Origin of the sequence: Nocardia kruczakiae NBRC 101016, assembly GCF_001612965.1 — a bacterium.
In the GTDB taxonomy this organism is placed as follows: Bacteria; Actinomycetota; Actinomycetes; order Mycobacteriales; family Mycobacteriaceae; genus Nocardia; species Nocardia kruczakiae.
In genome coordinates, this window is sequence record NZ_BDBL01000004.1 from 1 (window position 1) to 21,540 (window position 21,540).

The following is a 21,540-nucleotide window of genomic DNA, read 5'->3' on the forward strand; positions in this document are numbered from 1 at the left end:
CCGTCGACACGAGCAAATCTGCTGCACTCGGAAAGTACGCCGCGCCTGCCGTCGTATCGGTAGGTGGCGCGGAACTCGACCACGCCGGCGTCGTCGAACAGGCCACCCGCCTCGGTGCCGAAGACCTGCAGCGATACCCAGCGCTGCGCCGGATCCAGGGTCAGTCGCCGCGGCCGGGTCCGTGGATGCCACGTCCGCAGCAGATAGTCGCGATCGCCGACGGCGAAGGCGGTATAGCGCGACCGCATCAGCGCTTCGGCGGTCGGCGCCGGGCGGATGCCGTCCAGGCGCGGGCCGCAGCACTGCCCGAACTGTTCGCCGCTGCCGCACGGACAGCGATCGGTGTCGTCCGGGCGTTCGGGAAAGGTGTCGGCCATCGCACGATTATCGCCGCCCGGAACTCACCTGTTCCGGCGGCGCCCGAACACGGCGGGTACATCCGCGCGGCCGATGCGGTCGAGTTCCTCCGCCAGCCGGACGGTTTCGTCGTACCAGTCGCGCAGTTCGTGCAGGGTCGGCGCGGGTTCGGAGTCGAGGTGATGGCCGGCCCGCGACAGCGTCGCCCACAGTCCGCCGACGCGGCCCGCGAGTTCGGGACCGGCGCAGCTGTCCAGCGCCAGCAGTTGAGCACGCATACTGCACCGGGCCAGCGGCGGAGACACCCGCGCCCACAGCCGGTCCACCGACTGTTCCAGCGCGATCCGCAGGATCCACACCGTCGCCCGGGACCACAGGCCGCCCGCATCGGTGACCGTGCCGTCGAGCAGTTCCGCGGCGGCCGCCAAGCGCTGCGCCACGGTCGGCCTCACGGATTCAGCCATGTCACGAATCTCTTCGTCCCCGAGATCAGATCGCCCGAGCGGCGCTGGATGCGGATATGCGCACCGGCCGTGGCATCGCGCACCACCGCGCGCGCCCACGGCGCCTCGCGATCGAGATAGTCGTTCAGATCGTCGACCCGGTCCGGCACTCCGAAGACCGCCAGGGCGACCGTCTCCCACGTGGTGCGCGCCCGATCGACGCGGCGCTGCACCTCGCGATGGTCGACGCCGGCGGCCAGCAGTTCACGCCGGGCGCGGGCCAACGCCGCCGCCTCGATCGCCGATCGGCAGCAGGTGATGACCAGTTCGGTCGCGATCGCCTTGGGCAGTTGCCTGGTGCGCAGCAGGGCCCGCGCGTCGCCGAGGTAGCGCTGCACCGGATCCTCGACCGCGCGCACCTCCACCCGCGAATGCTCGCGCCGCTGCACATCCAGAACCGTTGCGTCCAAACGCAATCGGCGCACGGCCTCGGCCAGCCGCTCGTCGTGGGTGAAAACGATCACCTGGCGTCCGCTGCGCGCCACCGCCGCCAGCACCCGGGCGAGTCCGTCGACCTTCGCCGGATCCATCGCCTGCACCGGGTCGTCGATCATGACGAAACCGAACGGGCTTTCGGCCACCGTGGCTCGCGGCAGGAACAGGGCCAGGCCCAGCGCATGCAATTCGCCCTGACTCATCACTCCGAGCGCGGCGGCGCCGGAATCGTCCACGGTGACGTCGAGCAGCACCTTGCGACTGGCCCCGGCGTTGCCCTGCAGGCGAATCGCGCCGAGATCCACATTGCTGCGCTGACGCAACCCGCCCCAGATGCGCCGGGCATGCTCGGCCAGCGGGGCGAGGCGTTCGTCGCGCAGGCCGGCGGCGGCCGACTTCAACCAGTCCTCGGCGCGGCGGACGGTACGCAGCTCGGCATCGGCCGCGGCGACCAGGCGGGCCTCGTGCAGCCAGGTCGCGATGCGTGGGACCAGCGGCGTCCAGACCGCATCGATGCGATCGAGTTCCTTGTGCACGGCCCGCTGCAACACCTCCAGCCGCACCGCGAGTTCGGCGTGCGCGCCGCGCATCCGGGCCGCCAGGGTGGCGCCCGCTTCGACCTCGAGCAGGGCGGACCAGCTCGTCCAGGCGCGACGGGCGTCCGCGGGATCGATATTGGGTGCGGCGATGGTCGATTCCAGTTCCGGCGGAACGGGTTCGATCAGCGACCGGGCCGCGGCGATCGCCTCACCCAGCGCGCCCCGGGCGGTGGTGAGCACTGCGGCGCGCCGCTCGACGGCCTCGATCCGGGCGGTCGCCTCGCGTCGCCATTGCGCGTCGAGACGACCGTGGCCGCAGACCGGGCACGGACAGTCACCGTCCTCCGCGTGTTCACGAGCGCCACGCAGCAGGTCGACCACGCGGAGTTCGGCGTCCAGATCTCCGGTCGCCAGCTCCAGCAGTTCGGCGGTGCCGCGCTCGACCGCCTCGGCGGCCGACTCGACCTGGGCGGAAGCCGGGATGCGCAGGCGTGCGACGGCCTGCAGTGCCGCGACACCGCCGGGGTCGTGGCGGGCGCCGGCGAGTTCGTGGGCGACCGCGGACAGATCCGGCGTGGGCGCGCGCAACATCTCGGCGACGCGCTCAGCACGCTCGTCGGCGAGGGTGAGCAGTTCGTCCAGCAGGGCCTGCCGGCCGTCCCGGGACTGTTTCGCGGCGCGTTCCAATTCGATTCGGCGCGTGCGGGTCCGATCCAGCGCGGCGCTGATGTCGTCGAGCCCGAGCAGCCGGTGCAGTGCGTCGAACAGATCGCTGGGACGGCCGTCGACCACGGCGCCGAGTTCGCTGTAGGACAGGAACGGCCGATACAGCTCCAGGGCACGCGCCCAGTCCTCCGGGCGGAATTCGGCGCTGCCGCTGTCGTTTTCGCGCTCCGTCCAGCTACCGGCCGACAGGTCGTCGCCCTCCGCCCACGTACGCGTGATCGTGAACGGGCCTCGTTCCTGTGCGACGAGGTCGACGGCGATCCGAGGGGGCTTGTCGCAGTGCATATTCCGCCAGCCGTCGCGCCAGACCGCGGATCTGCCCTCCCAGCGCCGATTGACGCCGGTGAGTGCCAGTTCCGCGGCCTCGGCGAAACTCGACTTGCCCGACCCGTTGCGACCGACCACGAGTGTCAGACCGGGACCGGGCGCGATCCGCAGGACCGCCTCGCCGCCGATCCCGCGGAAGCCGCGAACACGGATGGCGCTCAGGAACACTCCGGACCGCGGCCCCGCGTCGCTCTCCTCGGCGGACTCCCCCAACGCCGCCAGCACCGTCTGCGCTACCTCCGGGCTCACCGCCGGATCCGCCTGCAGCCGTGCCGAAACCAGTTCACGCAGGCGTGGCGCGACCTCCCCCTGCTCTTGCCCCACTGCCCCTCCCGGCCCTCGCGCACGACTCGTCGTGGCGAACGCTACCGGAGAACCGGCCCGGGCGGGACGCATGGCCATCGAACGGTCGAACCGCCCGATGTCCACCCCTCGGCCGTCCCGGCCGGGCAGTTCCACGGGTTACACCCCTTACGGGTGGCTCGGTTCAACCGAACAGATCAGAATGCCAGAGATCACGATCAACCACAACAGTGCTTGATTCTGCAATGACATTCCGCGCCAGGGGAATTCGCTCGCAACCGACGAGCGAACCCAGCCGCCGCCGTTCGGCCGACAGCCCGGAAGACCGCTCGCGCGATCTTGTCGGTGGGCTCGGGTACAAATCCGGTGTACCGAACGAACGGGGGAACACGTGACGACCTCTCCGGCCGCGACCTACGCCGTCACCGCCGACAATGTGCTGGCCCTGGCGCCCGACACCGCATCGGTGAGCGCCGCCCGCAAGCTCACCGCCGCGTGGCCGGTCACCGGCACCCACGGCAGTGCGCTGTGGGGGCAGTGCAAGGGCAGCGGCGCCACGCCGTACCACACGATCGTCGACCTGTCGGGCCCCGCCTACCGCTGTTCGTGCCCCAGCCGGAAATTTCCCTGCAAACATGCGCTGTCACTGTTGCTGCTCTGGTCGCAGGGCACGGTCCCGGCGGCCGACGCGCCCGCCGACTTCGCGGCCGAATGGCTGGCCGGCCGAGCCGCGCGGGCCGCGAAGCCGGCCGAGCCGGCGGTCCGCGGCACGAAACAGGCGACGCTCGACCAGCGGCGGGCGCGGGTCACCACCGGACTCGACGATCTCGACATCTGGCTCGGTGACCAGATCCGCACCGGCCTGGCCCAGGCCGACCATTCCGCCGCGGCGCTGGAGGCGGTGGCCGCCCGGATGGTCGACTCCCAAGCGCCGGGGGTGGCGGCAGCCCTGCGGCAACTGCCGCGTCGCATGCTCGGCGTCGAGCAGTGGCCGGCGATTCTGCTCAGCGAGTACGCCCGGTTGCACCTGCTGATCGGCGCGCACCGGCGGCTCGACGAACTGCCGCCCGCGCTGGCCGCCGGGGTGCGCGCCCATATCGGCTATCCGGCCAAGGCCGAAGAGGTCCGCGGCGGCGAGCCCGCGATCCGCGACCGGTGGATGGTGCTCGGGGTGCGCATCACCGAGGAGGAACGGGTCTTCACCCGCCGCATTCTGCTGCTCGGGCGGGCCACACAAAGCTGGGCCCATGTGCTCGACCACAGCTTCGGCAGTGCGAGTTTCCCGGGCGACCTGCCGATTCCCGGCACCATGGTCGAGGCGGACCTGCACTTCTATCCGGGGGCGATGCCGCTGCGCGCGGTCTGGGGCGTCCGCCATGGCGAACCCGAACCCTTCACCACCATCGTGTCGGAATCGGCATCCATCGCCGGCCAGCTCGAGGCCCACGCGCGGGCGCTGGGCGCCGACCCGTGGCTGCGGGGCTGGCCGATGCTGCTGGCGGATGTGGTCCCCAGCCCGGGTTCGGCCGGCTGGTTTCTCGCCGAACCGGACGGCACGGCGGTGCCGCTCGCCACGACCGCCGAGGTGCCGTGGCAGTTGATCGGCTTGTCGGGCGGTCATCCCGTGACGGTGGTCGGTGAGTGGACCGCGGCCGGATTGATCCCCGTCTCCGCGCTGGTGGCCGGCGAACTCGTCGGAGTCGAGACCGAATCGCTCACGGACGTGCCGACCCCTGGCACCGCGGTCCCGGCATCGTCGGAGACGGTGGTGCCGGTCGCGCTGCTGGGCACCGCCCGATGCACCCTCGATCCCGCCGGACTGGCCGATGCGGTGACCGCGGCCACTCCCGCCGACACTCCGGAACACGCTGTGCTGGGAGCGGTGGCGCTCCAGGAGCTGTACCACCGCGGCGGGGTGCGACCGGCCCGGACCGAGCTGCTCGCCCCGGCCGCCGACGACGATCGCGATCGGTTGCCGCGGGCGGCGGCGCAGCGGCTGCGACAGCTGCTGGCGGACGGCTCGCCGATGCTCGCGGAATGGTTCGAGGCGGCACTGCCCGGCGATCCGCGCGCGCCCGACGCACTCTGCGCCACACTGCTCGAGACCGCGAGAAGCCAAGCGGCCCTGCGAGGTCCGTTGCTGCGTCTGGCGGGCGCCCGGGGTCGCTGGCTGGCGGCGCTGCATCCACGCTGGCGACCGCTGCTGCGGACCGGCGACGACGATCCCGAAGTGTGGACGCACGGCCGGCCCGCCGAACGCCGGAGCTGGCTGGCCGCCCTGCGCGCCCGCGACGCGGCGGCGGCCCGGCGAGCGCTGGCCGACACCTGGAGCCGGGAACCGGCACGCGGCCGAGCCGAACTGCTGGCGGTCCTGGCCGCCGGAGTCGGGCCCGACGACGAGTCACTGCTCGAATCCGCCCTCGACGACGCGCGGCCCGAGGTTCGCCGTACGGCCGCCGATCTCCTTGCGCATCTGCCGGATTCGGCCTTCGCGGAACGGATGCGCGAACGCGCGAGCCGGTGGCTGATCATCCGCTCCGGCACGCTCGAGGCGCGCCTGCCGCACGATCTCGACGACGCGGCCCGCCGCGACGGACTCGGCGACCGGCTCGACCCGGTGGCCTACCGCCGCGACGGCGGGGCCGATGTGGATGCCGAACGGCTGCGCCGCCTGATGGCCGCCACACCGCTGCGGCATTGGGAACACCTGTGCGGCTCCGCGGAGGCGGCCACCGCGCTGCGGCTTCCCGACGACATCCTCGGACCGGTCGCCGCGGGCTGGTCGGAAGCTGCTCTCGCACAAGGTGATTCCCGCTGGGCGACGCCGCTGTTCGAGGTGCTGACCACCACACCGACCCTGGGCGCGGATCCGCGGCTGCGGCAGCAGTTGTTCGCCCTGCTGCCTGTCGACCGGCGCGTACGGTACCTGTGCGGTCTGGACAGCAGTTGGCTGGCCGAGCTGGAGTTGCTGGTCTCGGCGTTACCGCGGCCGTGGCCACAGCCGCTGGCCGAACATCTGGTCCGGCTGCTGCTCGATCGGGCCCATCTGGCCGCTGCCCGTCCCGGCGCGGCCGGGCTGTCGCCCGCGTCCTATCGCACGCTGCTGCGCAGTGCCGCGATCAATTTCCCGGTCCGCGCGGTCGCGGCGGTGTCCGTCGCCGCCCGCCGCTGCGCCGACCCCTCCTGGCAGAGCGCCTTCGACCGGCTCGCCGACGATCTGACCCAACGCACCCTGATGCTCGAGGAGCTGGCATGACCACGACCCAGAACCCGCCCGCCGACCTGCTGCGCCCCCATGCCGAACAGGCCTACGCCGACGAACTGCGAGCCCTCGCCGCCGTCGACGACCGTCCGCGCCCACCGTCGTGGCAGCTCTCGCCCTGGGCGGTGGTCACCTACCTGCTCGGCGACACCCTGCCCGACGGCACGGTGATCAGCCCGAAGTACGTCGGGCCGCGACGCCTGATGGAGGTGGCGGTGGCGACGCTGGCGACCGATCGCGCGCTGCTGCTGCTCGGCGTACCGGGCACCGCGAAAACCTGGGTGTCGGAACATCTTTCGGCGGCGGTCAGTGGCGCGTCCACGCTGTTGGTGCAGGGCACGTCCGGAACCGCCGAAGAGGCGATCCGATACGGCTGGAACTATGCGCGCCTGCTCGCGGAAGGACCCAGCGACGGCGCGCTGGTGCCCTCGCCGGTCATGACCGCGATGCGCACCGGTGCGATCGCCCGGGTCGAGGAGCTCACCCGCATTCCCTCCGATGTGCAGGACGCACTGATCACGGTGCTGTCGGAGAAGACGCTGCCGGTGCCGGAACTCGGTATCGAGGTGCAGGCGGCCAAGGGCTTCAACGTCATCGCCACCGCCAACGACCGCGACCGCGGCGTCAACGAACTCTCCTCCGCGCTGCGCCGCCGGTTCAACACCGTGGTGCTGCCGCTGCCCGCCGACGAGGACGACGAGGTCGCGATCGTCACCCGGCGGGTCGAACAACTCGGCGCCGCACTGCAATTGCCGCCGATTCCGGCCGCCGCCGAGGAAGTGCGGCGCGTGGTGCGGGTCTTCCGTGAACTGCGTTCCGGCATCACCGAGGACGGCCGGACCAAGTTGAAGTCGCCGTCGGGCACATTGTCGACGGCGGAGGCGATTTCGGTGCTCACCAATGGCATCGCGCTAGCCGCTCATTTCGGGGACGGGGTGCTGCGCGCGAGCGATGTCGCCGGTGCGGTGCTCGGCGCGGTGATCAAGGATCCGGTCGCCGACGCCGTCGTGTGGACCGAGTACCTCGAGGCCGTGGTCCGCGAACGCCCGGAGTGGTCCGATTTCTACCGCGCCTGCCGTGAGGTGCACGGATGAGCGGCGAAGCCGTCGCGCTCGACGAGCCGCGGACGCAGATCTTCGGGATCCGCCACCACGGCCCCGGGTCGGCGCGCTCGCTGTCGTGGGCGCTGGAGCGTTTCCGGCCGGATGCGATCCTGATCGAAGGCCCGGCCGACGCCGATCCGCTGGTCGCGTATGTCGCCGCCGAGGGAATGGCACCACCGGTGGCACTGCTGGCCTATGCCCCGAGCGAGCCCTCGCGGGCGGCGTTCTGGCCGTTCGCCGTGTTCTCCCCGGAATGGCAGGCGCTGCGGTATGCGTCCGAACATGCTGTGCCCGTGAGCTTCTGCGATCTTCCGGCCGCCACCACCCTCGCCCTCGATACCGAGCCGGGTGACAGCGGTGATCCGCTGGCCGCGCTGGCCGCCGCGGGCGGATACGACGATCCGGAGCGATGGTGGGACGCGGTCATCGAGTCGTCGTCTGCTCCCACCGGGGACGGCACCGAGATCTTCGACGCCATCACCGAGGCCATGGGCGCACTCCGGGCAGCGGCCGGGCCGGCGGCGTCGGATACGGATCCGGGAGTCGAGGAGCCCGCACCGTCCACCCTGGATCAGCACGGCGCAGGTGCCATCGAGGATGCGGGAGATGCTGCGCCACAGCCGGATTCATCCGCACCGGCCCAGCTCCTGCCCGGCGGTATCGACCTGCGTACCCTGCAACGCGAAGCGTATATGCGGCAGGTCATACGCCGGACGCTCAAGAGCGGTGCGCGCCGGATCGCGGTGGTCTGCGGTGCCTGGCATGCCCCGGCGCTGGCGGGCAAACTGGGTCCGGCGGCGGCCGATTCCCGTCTGCTCAAGGGCCTGCCGAAGGTGAAGGCCGCACTGACCTGGGTGCCGTGGACCCACTCCCGGCTGGCCGGCTCGTCCGGATACGGCGCGGGTATCACCTCACCCGGCTGGTATCACCATCTGTTCACCCGGACCGACGAGCCGATCGCGCGCTGGTTCACCCGGGTGGCCGGTGCACTGCGCGCCCGCGACCTGCCGGTGTCCAGTGCGCACATCATCGAATCGGTACGACTCGCCGCGACGCTGGCCGCGCTGCGCGGGCGCCCCGCGCCGGGATTGTCCGAGGTCACCGATGCCACGCGGTCGGTGCTCTGCGACGGCGACGAGTCGATGCTGCGGTTCGTCAGCAGCGAACTGGTCGTCGGCGAGGCGCTCGGTTCGGTGCCCGAGAACACGCCGACCGTCCCGCTGGATGCCGACCTGCGCGCGCAGTCGCGCACCCTGCGGCTCAAACAGCAGGCCCTGGCCCAGCAGGTGGACCTGGATCTGCGCAAGGACCGCGATGTGGCCCGGTCACATCTGCTGCATCGGCTGCGTCTGCTCGGAATCGACTGGGGTACACCGATGACCGGCGAGGTGCGCAATACCGGCACCTTCCGCGAATCGTGGGCGCTGCGCTGGGAACCCGGCCTCTCGGTCGCGGTCATCGAGGCGTCGCGCTGGGGTACCACCATCCGCACCGCGGCCGAGGCGAAGATTCTCGACCGAGCCGACGCCGCCGACGCCACGGTCGCCGATATCAGCGCGGCCCTGGAAACCGCGCTGCTGGCCGACCTCGGCGGCGCGGTGGACGGTCTGGTCGCTCGCCTGGAAGCGGTGGCCGCGCTGGATCACGACGTCACCCACCTGCTCGCCGCATTGCCCGGGTTGATCCGCACACTGCGCTACGGCGACGTCCGCAGCACCGATGTGGGCGCGCTGGCGCGGGTCGCCGACGGCCTGCTTCTGCGCATCTGTGCCGGATTGCCGGGCGCCGTCACCGGTCTCGACACCGATGCCGCCACGCAGCTGCGTGGCCTGATCGATGCCACCCACGTCGCCATCGCGACCCGCGACGAGGCGCATGCCACCCGGTCCTGGCTCGCGGCACTGGGCCTGCTGGCCGACCGCGACGATGTGCACGGGGCGCTGGTGGGCCGCGCGGTCCGATTGCTCTGCGACGCGGGAATCATCGCCGACGCCGAGGCCGCGCGCCGGCTGTCGGCGGCGCTGTCGATCGGCCACAGTCCGGCGGAGAAGGCCGCGTGGATCGACGGTTTCCTGGGCGGACGCGGTCTGCTGCTCGTCCACGACCGAGACCTGTTGCGGCGCATCGACACCTGGCTGCGCGAACTGGACGAGGAGCAGTTCGTCGCGACCCTGCCGCTGTTGCGGCGGACCTTCGGCGCCTTCGAGGCGGGAGAACGCCAGGCCATCGCCCGAGCCGTCCGGGACGGGACGCCGGTGGCCGCACCGCAGCGCGACCGCTCCGGGCCGGACGCCGCTCGCGGCATCCTGGCTCTGCACGCGGCGACCGAAATCCTGGTAGGCGCACGATGATTCGAGTGATGAGGAGCCGATGATGACACGGATCGAATCGGACGAGGCGCAGGCCCGGCGCTGGCGGCTGGTCCTCGGCGCTCCCGCCGAGGAAGGGCTCGGCGGACTCGGCGCGGCCGAGGACGCGGCGATGGACCGGGCGTTGTCGGCGCTCTACAACGGCGACGAACACACCCCGTCGGACAAGCGCGCCGCCGGCCTGGGCGGTTCGGCACCGAAGGTCGCCCGGTGGCTGGGTGATATCCGCACCTACTTCCCGTCGACGGTGGTCGAGGTCATGCAGCGCGACGCCATCGACCGTCTGCAACTCACGCAACTGCTGCTCGAGCCCGAACTGCTCGAGGCGGTCGAACCCGACGTCCAGCTCGTCGGCACCCTGCTCAGCCTGAACCGCATGATGCCCGAAACCACCCGTGCCACAGCACGAGTGGTGGTGGAGAAGGTGGTGCGCGATATCGAACGCCGGCTCGCCGCGCGCACCGTCGCCGCGGTGTCCGGTGCGCTGAATCGCGCGGCCCGGGTGTCTCGTCCACGGCTGCGCGATATCGACTGGGACCGGACCATCCGCCGCAACCTCGCCCACTACCTGCCCGAACACCGCACGGTGGTGCCGCAGCAGCTGGTCGGATACGGGCGCAAGGCGCAGGCGGTGCGGCGGGAGGTGGTGCTCGCGATCGACCAATCGGGGTCCATGGCGGCCAGCGTCGTCTACGCCTCCGTCTTCGGTGCGGTACTCGCGTCGATGCGCTCGCTGAAGACCTCGTTGGTGGTCTTCGACACGGCGGTGGTGGATCTCACCGAGCAACTGTCGGATCCGGTGGATGTGCTGTTCGGCACACAACTCGGTGGCGGAACCGACATCAACCGGGCCATCGCCTACTGCGGGCAACTGATCACCCGGCCCGCCGACACCCTGTTCGTCCTTATCTCCGACCTGTACGAGGGCGGCATACGCGACGAGATGTTGCGACGGGTCTCGACCATGAAGGAGGCCGGCGTCCAGGTACTGGTGCTGCTGGCGCTCTCCGACGAGGGCGCCCCGGCCTACGACCACGACAACGCCGCCGCCCTCGCCGCACTGGGAGTCCCCGCCTTCGCGTGCACTCCCGACCGCTTCCCCGATCTGCTGTCGGTGGCCCTCGACCGCGGTGATGTGGCGACATGGGCCCGCTCGCACGCCGGAGGCCGATGAGTCGAGTACCCGAGCCACGCCCGCATGCGCGGGCATCGAAAGGGGTTGCCGGGCCGCGGTTCTCACGGCCCGGAGGACCGCAGCGCGACTACCTGCTGTTCTCGGCGCGGGGCACGCTTTCGCCCCCGCGCGGGCCGCGCGGATCGGCGGGCCGCGCGTCGGCGCGGAAATCGACGCGATAACTTGGACCGGTGTTGAAGAATTCCGTGGCCACGACGGCAGGAGCATGGCGGGTAGGTGACGGCACTGCGGTGTCATTTCGCGAGGCGGCGGTGGCCTGGGCATTGGCCGCACATGCCGAACTGGCCGAAACCGCGACCGGATACGGGCATTTCATCACTGTGAACGAGTTGGCCGAACGGATTCAGGACGTGTCCGGTGTGCACACCGAGGCGCCGACGCGCACCTGGATGGCCGCGATTCTGCGGAAGGTCGCGCGGCGCTGCCACGGCGCGGGCGAGCCGCCGCTGACCGCGCTGTGCGTACGCCAGAACCACACCGTCGGCGACGACTACAAATACGTGCTCGAACTCGCCGGCCTGCCGATTCCCGACGACCTCGAACTCCACGCGGCCTACGCCCGCTGGCAGTGCTATCAGCACTACGGTGCGGAGATGCCCGCCGAGGTCGGTGTTCCGCCGCTCACGCCGAAGGTGGACGCACGCCGCCGCGGTCGCGGCGCGACGAAAACCGCGGTGGCACAGGAGGACAAATTCTCCGAGCCGCGCCCGGCGGTCTGCTCGCAGTGCTTCATCCAGCTGCCCGCCGGCGGCGTCTGCCAGTACTGCGTCTGAGCCCGATCCGGGCCGGTCGCTGGACGCACCTGCGTCCAGCGACCGTGCCCGCGCGGAGGGCGTCTCTCACAGATCGGCGATCGCCGCCAGCGGTGGTGTGCGGGCGGCGCGCACGCCCGGCCACAGCGCCGCCAGCACACCGACCACGGCCGAGCCGATCAGCATGCCCACGATCTGACCCCACGGCACGGTGATCGTGCTCAAACCCAGATCCGACAGCGTGCGCAGGAATCCGACGCCGAGTCCCAGTCCCAGGACCACCCCGACCACGGCGCCGAAGATCGCGATCAGCATGGATTCGAGATAGATCGTGCGCCGGACCTGTGGTCGCTGCATGCCCACGGCACGGAGCATCCCGATCTCGCGCCGCCGCTCGACGACCGACAGGGCGAGCGTGTTCACGATGCCCAGGATCGCGATCACCACCGCCAATGCCAGCAGCCCGTACAGGATGGCGAGCATGGTGTTGATCTGTTTGCCCTGCGCGCCTTTGAATTCCTCGCGGTCCTGCACCTGCACCACCACGTAGGAGGCGGTCGCCTTCTCCAGATTGCCCCGCATCGCGGCGACGTCGGCGCCCGGCGCGGCCTTGACCAGCACGATCAGATCGGTGCGGAACGCCACCGGCATCACCTGGTTGTAGAGGTCCGGCGCCACCACCAGGGGGCCGAGCAACTGGCTGTCGGCATAGATGCCGGCGACGGTCACCGAGAACTTCTTGTTGTCCACACTGGTGACCTCGACACGGTCGCCCGCGTGCCAATGACGTTCGCCCGCTTCGGTTTCCGACACCAGCAGGGACTCGCCGGTCAGGTTGTCGGTGCCCTGGCGGATGTCGTAGTGCAGGACCTGTCCCATCGGCGCGTCCGGCGAGGTGCCGGTGACCTGGTCGTCGCCTACGCGCAGCGCGACGCCGCGGAAGGCCACCACATCGGACACGTCCGGCACCGAGCGCGCCGCTTCCGCGGCGCCCAGCGGCACCCCGATCATCTGCGGCCCGGCCAGCACGTAGTCGGCGTTGACACCCTTGTCGACGAGTTCGCCGACACTGGCCTTCGCCGAGGCGCCGAGCATGCCGATCGCCGAGACCAGCATCAGTCCCAAAGTGAGCGCGAACGCGGTGGCGGCGGTGCGGCGTGGATTGCGCACGGCGTTGTTGCGCGCCATCGCGCCGATCGCGCCGAACGGACGCACGAGCAGACCCAGTGCCCCGACCACCGGCCGCGACAGCGCGGGCGAGGCGAAGAGCACCGCGAAAATCAGTGCCGCGGCGCCGACTCCGACCGTGGCCGCCGCGTTGCCGCCGGTGTTGCGCGCCCCGAGTACTACCAGGACCGCCCCGATCACGGCCAGCACCGCACCGATCACCGTGCGCACGCGCAGCGATTCACCGACCGAGGCGAACTCCTCTCGCATCGCCTCCACCGGCGGAATCTTGGCCGCCCGCCGCGCGGGTGCGTAGGCACTGGCCACGGTCACCACCAGGCCGATGCCGATCGCCGCCAGCACGGTCCGCGGCAATACCTGCATCGTTCCGGTGGGCAGTCCGAGGTCGAAGGCGTTGAGCAGCGCGGAAAGTCCGAAAGCCAGCCCGATGCCGCCGGCCAGTCCGAGCAGGCTGCCGATCAGGCCGATCACGAAGGCCTCCGCCACCACCGACAATCCGACCTGGCGCCGCCCGGCCCCGACCGCCCGCAACAGCGCCAGCTCCCGCAATCGCTGCGCCACGATCATCGAGAAGGTGTTGTAGATGATGAACGTGCCGACCAGCAGCGCGATCGCACCGAAGGCGAGCAGGAAGTAGTTGACGAATTTCAGGGCGTTGCCGACCTGCGCCTTCAGGTCGGCGCGTACCTGATCGCCGTCCATGACCTTGTAGTCCGGTGCCACCTTCGCGATCCGGTCGCGCAACGTGTCCGGCGAAACTCCCGGCACGGCAGCCACATCCACGTAGGCGACATGCGCGCCGTCGGTGAACAGTTCCCGGGCCTGCGCGTCGTCCAGGAGCAGCCCGATGAATCCGCCGGTGTCCGAGGACACGGTGTAGATGCCGCTGACGGTCATATCGATCGTGCCGCGCGAGGGAATCAGCACCTTGGCCTTGTCCCCCACGTGTAATCCGGCCCGGTCGGCCCCGCCGGAATTGATCGCGATCTGCCCCGGTGTCACCGGCGCGACGCCGTCGACGAAATGCTCCGGGTCGGCGATCGCCTTGTCGGGCGGCAGATACGACCGCCCCCAGCTGGGCGCGCCGCCCGTCTGGACCGCATGCCCGTCCTTCAGCAGGACCACAGGCCCCTGTACCGCCGGCGCGACCGCGCGCACGCCGTCGGTCGCGGCGACCTTCGCGACGAGTTCGTTCGGAACACCCAGCGACTGTGTGTGTTTCGGCTCCACCCGTACGTCGACCCCCTTCGCCTGGTCGGCGAAGATGCCGTCGAAGGTGCGCTGCAGGGTGTCGGTGAAGACGAAAGAGCCTGCGACGAAAGCGGTTCCGAGCACGACCGAGAGCAATGTCAGCGCCAGCCGCACCTTGTGCGCGGCCAGATTGCGCAAGGCCACCTTGCGCATCGGCGATCCGGCCATGGCCTATCCCTCCAGGGACTTCATGCGGTCCAGCACGGAATCCGCTGTCGGATCCCGCAATTCGTCGACGATGCGCCCGTCGGCGAGGAAGATCACGCGGTCGGCGTAGGAGGCGGCGTGCGGTTCGTGCGTCACGATCACGACCGTCTGACCGAATTCGTCGACCGCCGCCCGCAGGATCGACAGCACCTCACCGGAGGAGCGGGAGTCGAGGTTGCCGGTCGGCTCGTCGCCGAAGATGATGTCGGGCCGGCCGACCAGCGCCCGCGCACACGCGACGCGCTGCTGCTGCCCGCCCGAGAGCTCACTCGGCCGATGGTCGAGGCGATCGCCCAGCCCGAGACGGCCGATCACGGTGTCCAGCCACTCCTGATCGGGTTTGCGGCCCGCGATATCCAGCGGCAGGGTGATGTTCTCGAGCGCGGTCAGCGTCGGCACCAGGTTGAATGCCTGGAAGACGAAGCCGATACGGTCGCGGCGCAGGCGCGTCATCTGCTTGTCCGACAGTCCGGTCAGCGCGGTGTCGCCGATGTGCACCGTGCCGGAGGTGGCGCTGTCGAGCCCGGCCAGGCAGTGCATCAACGTCGATTTTCCGGAGCCGGACGGGCCCATGATCGCGGTGAACTCCCGCTGGGCGAAGTCGGCCGAAACCCCGTCGAGGGCGCGGACCTGGGTATCTCCGGATCCGTACAGTTTCATCAGGTCGGTGGCGCGGGCCGCGAGCGTGGTCGCCGCGGCGGGTTCGGTGCCCAGGGCATCGGCAGTCATGGTCTCCAGTCTGGCCAAACCGGCGTGCGGGCGCCATCAGGATTTCCCCCCAATACCTGGGGCGCACACCCTCGCCCCACCGGGATGCCACGGTGCCGGGCGGCGACGCACATATCCTCGTGCCATGGCTGCGCTCACCCCGGTCCTGCTGATACTTGTCGGTGGGATCGCGCTGGTGCAGCAGGGCGTGCTGCGAGGGATGCCGGTGTCGGTGTCGCTCCTGCCGGCCGCGGCGCTCGGCGGCGCCGTGCAACTCGGGCACGACGTGGTCGACGGCGGCGGCGTCACCCGCATCGACGAGCCGATCACCGACTGGGTGGTGAACCATCGCATCGGCTGGTTGAATCCGGCGGTCGGCACCCTCACCGATGCCGGCGGCGTCGCGGCGATGACGACCCTGACCATCGTGGCCTGCGCCTGGTTCGGAGCGCGTCGCCAGTGGGCGCGACTGCTGACCACGGCCGCGGTGGGTATCGGCGTGGCCGTGATCGGTTCCGTGCTGAAGTCGGCGATCGGACGGCACCGGCCACCCGCTGTCGATCGGCTGGTCACCGAGACCAGTCCTTCGTTCCCGTCCGGTCACACGCTGGGCAGCACCGCCGTGGTCGGGGTGCTCGCCGCCATGGTGGTGCTGTCGTCGCGCGGGCGCGCCGTGCGCGTCGCGGCCGTCGTGGTCGCGGCGTTGTTCGCCGTGGTGATCGGCCTGACCCGGATCTACCTCGGCGTGCACTGGGCCACCGATGTACTGGCGGGATGGGCGATCGGCCTGGTCTGGCTCGCGCTGTGCCTCGGCCCCTACCTGTGGTGGCGGGCCAGGGTCAGCTCGACAGCGCGGCCAGCAGCACCAGAACCACCAGCAGCAGTACCACCGCGCCGACGATGATGCCGATGATCACCCCGGTATTCGATTTCGGCGCCTGGTTCTGCCGGATCTGATTCATCGGCGGCAGCGGCGGCCGGTGTCCGTAGGGCTGGTTGTACTGGTTGTACTGGCCGGACGCACCGTAGGGCTGCGGCTGATTCACCGGTCGCGCGGCGGTGGCGGGATACGGCTGGGGTACGGCGCCGTGCGGCGGCATCGGTTGCGGCCGGGCCGCGTGCGGCACCGAAGGACCGGTCGCGGGCCGGTGCACGACCGGCTGTCCCGGCCCGGTCCCCGGCCGGCCGGTCGTCGGCATCGGCGGACCGGTGTAGGGGCGGCCGACCGTCGGCATGCGCGGCGCACTGGCCGGGGAGACCGCCTGGCGGGCGGCGGCGGCGAAGTCCGCACAGCTGCCGAATCGGTCGCCCGCGCGCTTCGCCATCGCCTTCAGCAGGACCGCGTCCAGGCCCGCGGGCAGGCCGGGGCGCACACTGCTCAGCGCCGGCGGCGGACCCTGCAGATGACCGCGGATCACCGCCGCCGGATTCGGCGCGTTGAACGGGCCCCGGCCGGTGAACAGCCAGAACAGGCTGCACGCCAGCGAGTACTGGTCCGAACTGCCGTCCAGCGGCGCGCCGGTGAGCTGTTCGGGTGAGGCATAGGCCAGGGTCGCGGTGAAGGTTCCGGTCTGGGTGAGATGACCGCCGTCGTCGCGCAGGCGGGCGATGCCGAAGTCGGTGAGATACACCCGCTCGCCCTTGCCGCCGGTGGAACGCGCGAGCAACATGTTGCCCGGCTTCACATCCCGGTGCATGACCCCGGCGCCGTGCGCGTAGTCCAGCGCCTCGGCCACCTCGGCGATGATCTGCACGGCCCGCTCCGGCGGCAGCTTCTTCGGATCCACGCTGGCGGCGTCGATCCCGTCGATGTACTGCATCGAGATCCAGAGCTGACCGTCCTCGAGGCCGCGATCGTAGACGGTGACGACCTTGGGATGATCGAGTTGCGCGACCAGATCGGCCTCGCGCTCGAAGCGCGCCCGGATCTCCGGATCGGCGACCATCTCGCGGTTGAGCAGCTTCAGCGCGGTCATCCGCGGCAATCGCGGATGTTTGGCCAGATAGACCTGCCCCATACCGCCGCGGCCCAACAGTCGTTCGATGACGTAGCCCGCGAACACATCACCGTTGGCCAGCATGCCCCGCTCCCACTTCCCGTGCCGGAATCACCGAAACCATAGCAGTCCACCGGAACCGGCATTCTCGATCGATCGGGCCGCCGGCCCGCGTGAACGCCCGGTCCCCGCCTGTCGCTGCGGGCTGTCGGTGCCTACCGATACGCTCTCTGCCATGCGTATTGGAGCACACGTCCGCCAAGACAGTGATCCGATCGGCTTCGGCGAGCGATTGGGTGCCGATGTCATCCAGATGTTCGTGGTGGATCCGCAGGGCTGGGACAAACCACAGCCGCATCCGCGCGCGGAGGAGATCAAATCCAGCCCGATCGACGTGGTGGTGCATTCCTCCTATCAGATCAACGTGGCCAGTACGAACAATCGGTTGCGCATGCCCTCGCGCAACGCGGTCGCGCAGCAGGCGCAGGCCGCGGCCGATCTGGGAGCGTTCGGCCTGGTCGTGCACGGCGGGCACGTGCGCTCGGATGCCGAGATCGAGGCCGGAATCGTCAACTGGCGCAAGCTGTTCGAGCGTCAGCAGGACAAGGGCGGCTTCGCGGTGCCGATTCTCATCGAGAACACCGCCGGCGGTAATCACGCCATGGCCCGCCATTTCGATTCGATCGCCCGGCTGTGGGATGCGGTCGGCGACTTCGGCGCCGGCTTCTGCCTCGACACCTGCCACGCCTGGGCGGGCGGCGAGGAGCTCATCGGCGTGGTCGACCGGATCCGCGCGATCACCGGCCGCATCGATCTGGTGCATCTGAACTCCTCGCGCGACGACTTCAACTCCGGCGCCGACCGGCACGCCAACTTCGCCGACGGCACCATCGACCCGCAGTTGCTCGCCGAGGTGTGCCGCACCGCCGATGCACCCGTAGTGCTGGAAACCCCGGCCGAAGGCGTCGCCGAGGACCTCGCCTACCTGCGCGAACACGTCGGCTGAGCCACGTCGGCCGAGCTCAGCGGCACCGCCTTTGTGATCGCGCTGACCGTAACCCTGGTCGCGCGTGGGCCCCGATGGTGTGCTCGGAACGTAGCAAGTTCCGAGCGAAAGGCCCTCCATGTCAAGCGATCACGCAACAGAGTCCGTGTCCGTGGTGAAACTCGGAACCCACATCGGCGCACGCATCGACGGCGTCCGGCTCGGCGGGGACCTGGCTCCGGCGACGGTCGCGGCCATCCGGGCGGCCCTCAACGAGCACAAGGTGATCTTCTTCCGTGATCAGCACCATCTCACCGAGGACGGTCAGCACGAATTCGCGCAGCTGCTCGGCAGCCCGACCACCCCGCATCCGACGGTCACGTCCAAGGGTGTGAAGAGCCTGGCGATCGACTCCCACCACGGCCGCGCCAACAGCTGGCACAGCGATGTCACCTTCGTCGACCGCATCCCGAAGGCCTCGATCCTGCGGGCGGTGACCCTGCCCAGCTACGGCGGCTCGACCACCTGGGCCTCGACCGTGGCCGCCTACGCCTCGCTGCCGGAACCGCTGAAGCGGCTGGCCGAGGAGCTGCGCGCGGTGCACACCAACAAGTACGACTACGCCGCGAGCCACGAGGAGCAGCCGGACCCCAACGCGCAGGCCTACCGTGAGGAATTCCAGTCGACCTACTACGAGACCGAGCATCCGGTGGTGCGGGTGCACCCCGAGACGGGTGAGCGGGCGCTGCTGCTCGGACATTTCGTGAAGCAGTTCGTGGGTCTGTCCACCAACGAGTCGCACGCCCTGTTCCGCCTGCTCCAGGATCGGGTGACCCGGCTCGAGCACACCACCCGATGGAACTGGTCGCTCGGCGACGTGGCGATCTGGGACAACCGTGCCACTCAGCACTACGCGATCGACGACTACGACGGCGCCGAGCACCGTCAGCTCACCCGCATCACACTGGCCGGGGACATCCCGGTGGGCGTGGACGGCCGGACCAGCCTCAGCATCGCCGGTAACGCCGACCACTACTCGATCATCGAGGATCTGGCCGAGGTGGCCTGATCCGCCGGTGCCGGCCGGTGGTTGAATCGGTACATGGAGATTCGACCGCTGGCCGGCGTTCGGGTGCTGGAACTGGGCAACTACATCGCGGCGCCGACCGCGGGGCGCATCCTCGGTGACTTCGGCGCCGAGGTGATCAAGGTCGAGCGCCCGAAAACCGGTGACGAACTGCGCAATTGGCGGCTCTACGGCGGCGACACCTCGATGCTGTATCGCACGGTGAACCGCAACAAGAAGTCGATCACCCTCGATCTGCGCACCGACGCGGGCCGGGCGATCGTGCTGGATCTGATCCGGCACTGCGATGTGCTGCTGGAGAATTTCCGGCCCGGCATGCTGGAGAAGTGGGGGCTGGGGCCGGAGGTGCTCGACGAGGCCAATCCGGACCTGGTCATCACCCGCATCTCCGCCTACGGGCAGACCGGACCGCTCTCGCAGCGCCCGGGTTTCGCCGCGGTCGCGGAGGCGATCGGCGGACTGCGCGAGCTGGTCGGCGATCCGGATCGGCCGCCGGTACGGGTGGGCGTGTCGATCGGGGATTCCATCGCGGGGATCTACGCCGCCTTCGGCACGGTGCTGGCACTGTTCCAGCGCAGGGGAACCGAGGAGCGAATCCCGTTGCCGCAGCGCATTGTCGACGTGGCGCTGAACGAATCGATTCTCTCCGTGATGGAGTCGCTGGTCCCCGACTACGAGGCGTACGGAATCAACCGGCAGCGCGTCGGCGGGCGGATGGAAGGGATCGCACCGAGTAACGCCTACCCGTGTGCCGACGGCACCAGCATCATCATCGGCGGTAACGGCGACGCGATCTTCCGCCGCTATATGCAGGTGATCGAGCGCCCCGATCTCGCCGAGGATCCGGAATTGCAGGACAACGCCGGCCGCTGGCGCCACCGCGACCGCCTCGACGCCGCGATCGGCGAATGGAGTGTGCGCCACACCCGCGACGAGGCGCTGGCGATCCTCGAACAGGCCGGGATTCCGTGCGGCCCGATCTACACCGCCGCCGATATCGTCGCCGACGAACAATATCGGGCGCGCAACATGATTCAGCACTTCCCGGTCGACGTCGGCGCCGCCGAACCGAAACAGGTCGCCTTCACCGGCATCGTCCCGGTGATCGGCGAGCGTTCGCTACCCATCCGCACGGTAGGCCCAGACTTGGGCGAACACACCCGGGAAGTGCTGTCGGAACTGCTGGGAATGTCGGACGCCGATATCGATGGCCTGGAGGCGTGATGAGCGACAATCGCGCAGCGGCTCGTCTCGCCGACCGGGTGCGGGTGTCCCGCAAGGCACTGGAGGTCCAGTGAGCGACTTTGTGACCACCGCGGGCGCGCTGCGGGATGTGACTCTGCGGGACGGACTTCAGTTGACGGGCAAGGTGTTGCCGACCGAGCACAAGGTGGAGATCGCTCGCACCCTGCTCGCCCTGGGCGTGCCGGAACTCGAGATCGGCTCGATGGCACGCCCGGATCTGGTGCCGCCGATGGCCAACTCCATGGAGGTCGTGGCCGCGCTGACTCCCGAAGAGCTGCAACGGTGTTGGGTGTGGGTGGCGACGCCGCGACAGGTCGCGCGTGCCGCCGAGGCGGGGGTGCGGAAGTTCCAGTACTGCCTGTCGGTGTCGGATGCGCACAACAAGGCCAATATCGGCCGCACGACCGAGGACAGCGTGGCCGCGATGCCCGAGGCGATCCGGCTGACCCAGGAGGTCGGCGGGTCGATTCAGCTCTGTCTGGCAACGTCTTTCACCTGCCCGTTCGACGGGCCGGTGGATCCGGAGCGGGTGCTGGCGATCGCCGCCGATCCGCGCACCGACGGCGCCGCCGACATCGTGGTCGCCGATACGCTGGGCCAGGCCTATCCGGCGCAGGTGCACGCCCTGATCGCCGCCGTGCGATCGGGAACTCCGCGGCGCCGCATCCTCTTTCACGGCCACGACACCTGGGGTATGGGTGTCGCCAACTCCCTCGCGGCACTGGACGCGGGCGCGGATGCGGTGGACGGTTCCCTGGGCGGCCTGGGTGGCTGCCCCTTCGCGCCGGGAGCGAGTGGCAATACCGCCAGCGAGGACATCCTGTTCGCCACCCGCCCCGGCTGGTTCACCCCCGCGGCCCTGGCGACCATGGTCGACCTCACCGAACGGCTACTGACCGACCTGGGGGAACCCAATCGCTCCCGCACCGCCGAGGGCGCTCGCTCCGAGGCCCGCGCCTTCGAATGGGTTGTGCCCCGGCCGGATTAGGCGCTTGCCAGCC

At 70.2% G+C, this 21,540-nt stretch carries 16 protein-coding genes; 10 read left to right on the forward strand and 6 right to left on the reverse strand.

Annotated features, from left to right (window positions below; genetic code table 11):
* The 3 genes from NK1_RS04430 to NK1_RS04440 all read right to left on the reverse strand — a co-directional run.
* A partial coding sequence (locus NK1_RS04430; protein ID WP_063007333.1) for a YchJ family protein occupies positions 1 to 377 on the reverse strand: 377 nt, incomplete at its 3' end.
* Between the two features lie 24 nt (positions 378 to 401).
* Positions 402 to 821 carry a hypothetical protein gene (locus NK1_RS04435; protein ID WP_063007298.1) on the reverse strand — a complete coding sequence of 140 codons (420 nt, stop codon included), beginning with the start codon at positions 819 to 821 and terminating at the stop codon, positions 402 to 404.
* On the reverse strand, positions 806 to 3,211 hold the full coding sequence (locus NK1_RS04440) for an AAA family ATPase (protein ID WP_063007299.1): 2,406 nt from the start codon (positions 3,209 to 3,211) through the stop codon (positions 806 to 808). The genes NK1_RS04435 and NK1_RS04440 overlap by 16 nt, the downstream gene beginning before the upstream one ends.
* A 370-nt stretch (positions 3,212 to 3,581) precedes the next feature.
* On the opposite strand from NK1_RS04440, the gene NK1_RS04445 reads away from it, so the two are divergent.
* The 5 genes from NK1_RS04445 (at position 3,582) to NK1_RS04465 (ending at position 11,892) form a co-directional block, all read left to right on the forward strand.
* Positions 3,582 to 6,446, forward strand: coding sequence for an SWIM zinc finger family protein (locus NK1_RS04445; protein ID WP_063905904.1), 2,865 nt, complete (start codon positions 3,582 to 3,584; stop codon positions 6,444 to 6,446).
* Positions 6,443 to 7,546, forward strand: coding sequence for an ATP-binding protein (locus NK1_RS04450; protein ID WP_063007300.1), 1,104 nt, complete (start codon positions 6,443 to 6,445; stop codon positions 7,544 to 7,546). Before NK1_RS04445 ends, NK1_RS04450 begins: the two co-directional genes overlap by 4 nt.
* Positions 7,543 to 9,906: a DUF5682 family protein gene (locus NK1_RS04455; RefSeq protein ID WP_063007301.1), complete on the forward strand. Its 2,364-nt coding sequence runs from the start codon at positions 7,543 to 7,545 to the stop codon at positions 9,904 to 9,906. Before NK1_RS04450 ends, NK1_RS04455 begins: the two co-directional genes overlap by 4 nt.
* Positions 9,907 to 9,925: 19 nt before the next feature.
* The gene (locus NK1_RS04460; RefSeq protein ID WP_439955927.1) at positions 9,926 to 11,098 is read left to right on the forward strand and encodes a VWA domain-containing protein; all 1,173 of its coding nucleotides are present in this window, start codon (positions 9,926 to 9,928) and stop codon (positions 11,096 to 11,098) included.
* Between the two features lie 251 nt (positions 11,099 to 11,349).
* Positions 11,350 to 11,892, forward strand: coding sequence for a hypothetical protein (locus NK1_RS04465; RefSeq protein WP_063007302.1), 543 nt, complete (start codon positions 11,350 to 11,352; stop codon positions 11,890 to 11,892).
* Positions 11,893 to 11,958: 66 nt separating this feature from the next.
* On the opposite strand, the gene NK1_RS04470 is transcribed toward NK1_RS04465, so the two are convergent.
* The gene (locus NK1_RS04470; protein WP_063007303.1) at positions 11,959 to 14,478 is read right to left on the reverse strand and encodes an ABC transporter permease; all 2,520 of its coding nucleotides are present in this window, start codon (positions 14,476 to 14,478) and stop codon (positions 11,959 to 11,961) included.
* Between the two features lie 3 nt (positions 14,479 to 14,481).
* Positions 14,482 to 15,246: an ABC transporter ATP-binding protein gene (locus NK1_RS04475; RefSeq protein WP_051043039.1), complete on the reverse strand. Its 765-nt coding sequence runs from the start codon at positions 15,244 to 15,246 to the stop codon at positions 14,482 to 14,484.
* A 124-nt stretch (positions 15,247 to 15,370) separates the two neighbouring features.
* Between NK1_RS04475 and NK1_RS04480 the strand changes: the two genes are divergently transcribed.
* Entirely contained in the window at positions 15,371 to 16,129 is a 759-nt protein-coding gene (locus tag NK1_RS04480; RefSeq protein WP_063007304.1) for a phosphatase PAP2 family protein, read from the forward strand.
* Here the strand turns inward: NK1_RS04480 and NK1_RS04485 are convergent.
* Entirely contained in the window at positions 16,065 to 17,306 is a 1,242-nt protein-coding gene (locus tag NK1_RS04485) for a serine/threonine-protein kinase (RefSeq protein ID WP_063007305.1), read from the reverse strand. The genes NK1_RS04480 and NK1_RS04485 overlap by 65 nt on opposite strands.
* 151 nt (positions 17,307 to 17,457) lie before the next feature.
* Here NK1_RS04485 and NK1_RS04490 point away from each other — a divergent pair, with 151 nt between their 5' ends.
* The 4 genes from NK1_RS04490 (at position 17,458) to NK1_RS04505 (ending at position 21,527) form a co-directional block, all read left to right on the forward strand.
* Positions 17,458 to 18,228 carry a deoxyribonuclease IV gene (locus tag NK1_RS04490; protein ID WP_063007306.1) on the forward strand — a complete coding sequence of 257 codons (771 nt, stop codon included), beginning with the start codon at positions 17,458 to 17,460 and terminating at the stop codon, positions 18,226 to 18,228.
* A 118-nt stretch (positions 18,229 to 18,346) separates the two neighbouring features.
* Positions 18,347 to 19,276, forward strand: a complete 930-nt coding sequence (locus NK1_RS04495) for a TauD/TfdA dioxygenase family protein (protein WP_063007307.1) — start codon at positions 18,347 to 18,349, stop codon at positions 19,274 to 19,276.
* A gap of 33 nt (positions 19,277 to 19,309) precedes the next feature.
* Entirely contained in the window at positions 19,310 to 20,518 is a 1,209-nt protein-coding gene (locus NK1_RS04500) for a CaiB/BaiF CoA transferase family protein (RefSeq protein ID WP_063007308.1), read from the forward strand.
* A gap of 70 nt (positions 20,519 to 20,588) precedes the next feature.
* Complete coding sequence (locus NK1_RS04505; RefSeq protein WP_063007309.1) at positions 20,589 to 21,527, forward strand: hydroxymethylglutaryl-CoA lyase-like TIM-barrel protein; 939 nt, start codon at positions 20,589 to 20,591, stop codon at positions 21,525 to 21,527.
* Positions 21,528 to 21,540: the final 13 nt, after the last annotated feature.

Coding starts and splice junctions, on each gene's coding strand:
- NK1_RS04475 (WP_051043039.1), bottom strand. CDS start 15,246: ATGACTGCCGATGCCCTGGGCACCGAACCCGCCGCGGCGACCACGCTC.
- NK1_RS04490 (WP_063007306.1), top strand. CDS start 17,458: ATGCGTATTGGAGCACACGTCCGCCAAGACAGTGATCCGATCGGCTTC.
- NK1_RS04500 (WP_063007308.1), top strand. CDS start 19,310: ATGGAGATTCGACCGCTGGCCGGCGTTCGGGTGCTGGAACTGGGCAAC.
- NK1_RS04450 (WP_063007300.1), top strand. CDS start 6,443: ATGACCACGACCCAGAACCCGCCCGCCGACCTGCTGCGCCCCCATGCC.
- NK1_RS04435 (WP_063007298.1), bottom strand. CDS start 821: ATGGCTGAATCCGTGAGGCCGACCGTGGCGCAGCGCTTGGCGGCCGCC.
- NK1_RS04495 (WP_063007307.1), top strand. CDS start 18,347: ATGTCAAGCGATCACGCAACAGAGTCCGTGTCCGTGGTGAAACTCGGA.
- NK1_RS04485 (WP_063007305.1), bottom strand. CDS start 17,306: ATGCTGGCCAACGGTGATGTGTTCGCGGGCTACGTCATCGAACGACTG.
- NK1_RS04455 (WP_063007301.1), top strand. CDS start 7,543: ATGAGCGGCGAAGCCGTCGCGCTCGACGAGCCGCGGACGCAGATCTTC.
- NK1_RS04480 (WP_063007304.1), top strand. CDS start 15,371: ATGGCTGCGCTCACCCCGGTCCTGCTGATACTTGTCGGTGGGATCGCG.
- NK1_RS04470 (WP_063007303.1), bottom strand. CDS start 14,478: ATGGCCGGATCGCCGATGCGCAAGGTGGCCTTGCGCAATCTGGCCGCG.
- NK1_RS04460 (WP_439955927.1), top strand. CDS start 9,926: ATGATGACACGGATCGAATCGGACGAGGCGCAGGCCCGGCGCTGGCGG.